The organism is Vulcanococcus sp. CPBay_Sum15L08_68 (assembly GCF_017855895.1).
GTDB lineage: Bacteria > Cyanobacteriota > Cyanobacteriia > PCC-6307 > Cyanobiaceae > Vulcanococcus.
Genome location: NZ_JAFMFX010000109.1, coordinates 1 through 3,035, shown reverse-complemented (window position 1 = coordinate 3,035; position 3,035 = coordinate 1). Strand labels below are relative to the sequence as shown.

2 protein-coding genes and 1 tRNA gene are annotated in these 3,035 nt (G+C 69.0%); all 3 read right to left on the bottom strand.

The window, feature by feature from the left end; translation table 11 throughout:
* Positions 1–2: 2 nt before the first annotated feature.
* Positions 3–87 (bottom strand) — tRNA-Ser (locus QZ189_RS10970).
* Positions 88–123: 36 nt separating this feature from the next.
* Entirely contained in the window at positions 124–2,109 is a 1,986-nt protein-coding gene (locus tag QZ189_RS10965) for a ComEC/Rec2 family competence protein (protein WP_296421771.1), read from the bottom strand.
* Between the two features lie 38 nt (positions 2,110–2,147).
* The coding region (glyQ, locus tag QZ189_RS10960) for a glycine--tRNA ligase subunit alpha (protein WP_296421770.1) at positions 2,148–3,035 on the bottom strand (888 nt) is incomplete at its 5' end.

The following is a 3,035-nucleotide window of genomic DNA, read 5'->3' as shown; positions in this document are numbered from 1 at the left end:
AACGGAGAGGGTGGGATTCGAACCCACGGAAGGTTGCCCTTCAAACGATTTCGAGTCGTTCGCTTTCGACCACTCAGCCACCTCTCCAGGCGACCCGGCCAGTGTACGGATCAAGCCGCCAGCTCAGCTCTGGTGCCATCCGCTGGTGGAACCGGCAGGGGGCCACCAGGCCGCAAGCCCCCGGCGGCTTTGGAGCTCCCTTCGCTCGCGCGCCGTTGGCACAAAACCCAGCCAGAGCGAGCCGCCGCCGCGGCCCTGGCGACGCCAGCTCCACCAGGCCTGCCGATCGGGCAGCACCTGCCAGCGCTGCCGCCCAGCGCTCAGCAGAAGGCCCTGGCTATCGGCGCTGAGGCGGCTCACCTCCAAGCCCGGACTCCTGAGGCGCTGCTGCGGCAAGAGCCGATCGACCGTCGTCAGCGCCAGGCGCGACCAACAGCCCTTGGGCTCGGCCGGCAGCGGATCCAGCAGGAGCAGCCAATCGAAGCGGGCAATCCCCAGTCCCTGGGCCAGTTGCTCCGCGCGGCGGCAACTGCTGGGGTCGGCCTTCAGGCTCACCAGGCCAGCCCGGCCCTGGTGGCGCGCCACGATCCACTGACGCGGCGCCTGACGCACCAGCAGCAACTGGTCTCGGCTCTGCTGCCAGAGGCGCAGGCCGAGGGCCAGCGGCAGCAGCGGCAACAGCAACAGGCGCCAGCGGCGTGCCGCCGGCAGCCACCACGGCAGCAGTCCCGCCAAAGCGAGCAACAGCAACAGCGGTCCCAGCCGGCCGATCGGCAACTGGGCCAGCGGCAAGCCCGCCATCAGCTGCACCAGGGCCAGCAACAGCTGGGCCAGCGGCACCAGCAGGAATGCCATGGCCGCGAGCAGCGGTGGGAGAAGCACCGCCGTCAGGGCCATCGCCATGGCCCCCAAGGTCAGGGGCGTCAGCAGCGGAGCGGCCAGGACATTGGCCAGGACGGCGTAACTGGGCACCACCCCGAAGTGCAGCAGCTGCAGCGGCAGGGTCCAGAGCGAGGCGGCCAGGGGAATCGCCATTGCGCCGGCGGCCCAGCTCGGGAGCCAAAGGCCTAACCGCTCCTCCAGCGGGCCGGCCGAGAGGATCAAACCCGCCGTGGCCGCCGCGCTCAGCTGAAAGCCCACATCCAGCAGCCAGCTGGGGCGCCAAAGCAGCATCAACAGCAGACAGAGCAGCAACAAGGCCAAGGGCCGCGAACGCCGGCCGCTCTCCTTCAGGACAAACGCCATCGCCCCCATCAACAGGGCCCGAACCACCGAGGCCTGACCACCCGCCAGCAGGCCAAACAGCGCCATCGCCCCGAAGGCCGCCGGCCAGCGCACCAGGGCCGAAGCACGGCGCGTCAGCAGCAGCACCGCCCCAAGCAGGACGCTCAGGTGAAACCCACTGGCCGCCAGGGCATGGGAGAGCCCCGCCGCGCGGAAGGCCTCCTTGACGCTCAGCGGCAAGGGGACCATCGCCTGCCCCAGGACCAACGCCGCCAGCAGCCCCCCCTGTTGCTCTCCGCCTACCCGCCGCAGTTCCGCCGCAATCCGTCGCCGCAGATCCGCCAGGGGTGTGGGCGGGCGGGCGATCAGGCTCCAGCGCTCAACCTGGAGTTCACTCCAGACCCCTTTGCCGGCCAAACGCTCCGCCGCCCCAGGCAGCAGGGGGTGCGGTCCCGAACGCAAGCGCTGCAGGCGTCCCTCAAGCTGCAGCCGCCAGCCCTGCTGGAGCTGCGGGCAAGGGCGAAAGCGCAAACGCAGCCGCCCCTGCGGCAGCTCCGCCAACACCGCACAGCCCTCGCCCATGGGACGCGTGTCCTGGAGCAGGCCGGCCTGGAGCTGGACCGGGACGGAACGCTGCGCCGCCGGGATCCAATGCACCGGGTCCGCCGCCAAGGGATGGGGACGGCCGATCCAGCCCCAGGTCCCCAGCAGCAGCAAGGCCAAGAGCAGCGCCAGCCGCCTCAACAACGGCCAGCCCCGACGGCTGCAGCCATAGAGCTGAAGCAGCCCCAGCAGAACGGCCAGAGCTGTTCGAGCAGCGAGCGGAAGGGGCAGCACCCCAAGCGACAACGCCGCCAGGGCTCCGCACAACAGCAGCAGCGGCAAACCTCACCCCAGCCGGACTGGGGTGAGCGTTCCCGCAGTTAGGCCGCGACCGCCGCCTCTTGCTTAAGCAGCGGGAACCCCAACGCCTCGCGCTCCTCCAGCCAGGCCTCGGCGACTTGACGGGCCAGGTTGCGGATGCGGCCAATTGTCGCGGTGCGCTCCGTCACCGAGATCACGCCGCGGGCCTCCAGCAGGTTGAAGGTGTGGCTGCACTTCAGCACAAAGTCCAGGGCCGGAGCCGGCAGCTTCTTGGCCACCAGGTCCGCCGCCTCGGCCTCATAGATCGCGAACAGCTGCTTGAGGCGCTCAGGATTGGAGGCCTCGAAGTTGTAGGTGCACTGGCCCTTCTCAAACGGCAACCAGATGTCGCCGTAGGAGCGGTTCCCATCCCAGGAGAGATCCCAGATGCTCTCGACGTCCTGGAGATACATGGCCAGACGCTCCAGGCCATAGGTGATTTCGATCGACACCGGCCGGCAGTCGATGCCGCCGCACTGCTGGAAGTAGGTGAACTGGGTCACCTCCATGCCATCCAGCCAGACCTCCCAGCCCACACCCCAGGCGCCCAGGGTGGGGGACTCCCAGTTGTCCTCCACAAAGCGGATGTCGTGCTCCTTGGCGCGGATCCCCAGGGCCTCCAGCGAGGCCAGGTAGGTCTCCTGGATCGCATCCGGGCTGGGCTTGATCAGCACCTGGTACTGGAAGTAGTGCTGCGCTCGGTTGGGGTTATCGCCATAGCGGCCATCGGTGGGCCGGCGGCAGGGCTCGGGATAGGCCACCGCCCAGGGCTCAGGACCAATGGCCCGCAGCACCGTGTGGGGGCTCATCGTTCCCGCACCCTTCTCCGTGTCGTAGGGCTGAAGGATCAGACAACCCCGCTCGGCCCAGAAACGGTTCAGGGTCTGGATGATGTCCTGGAAGTGCAC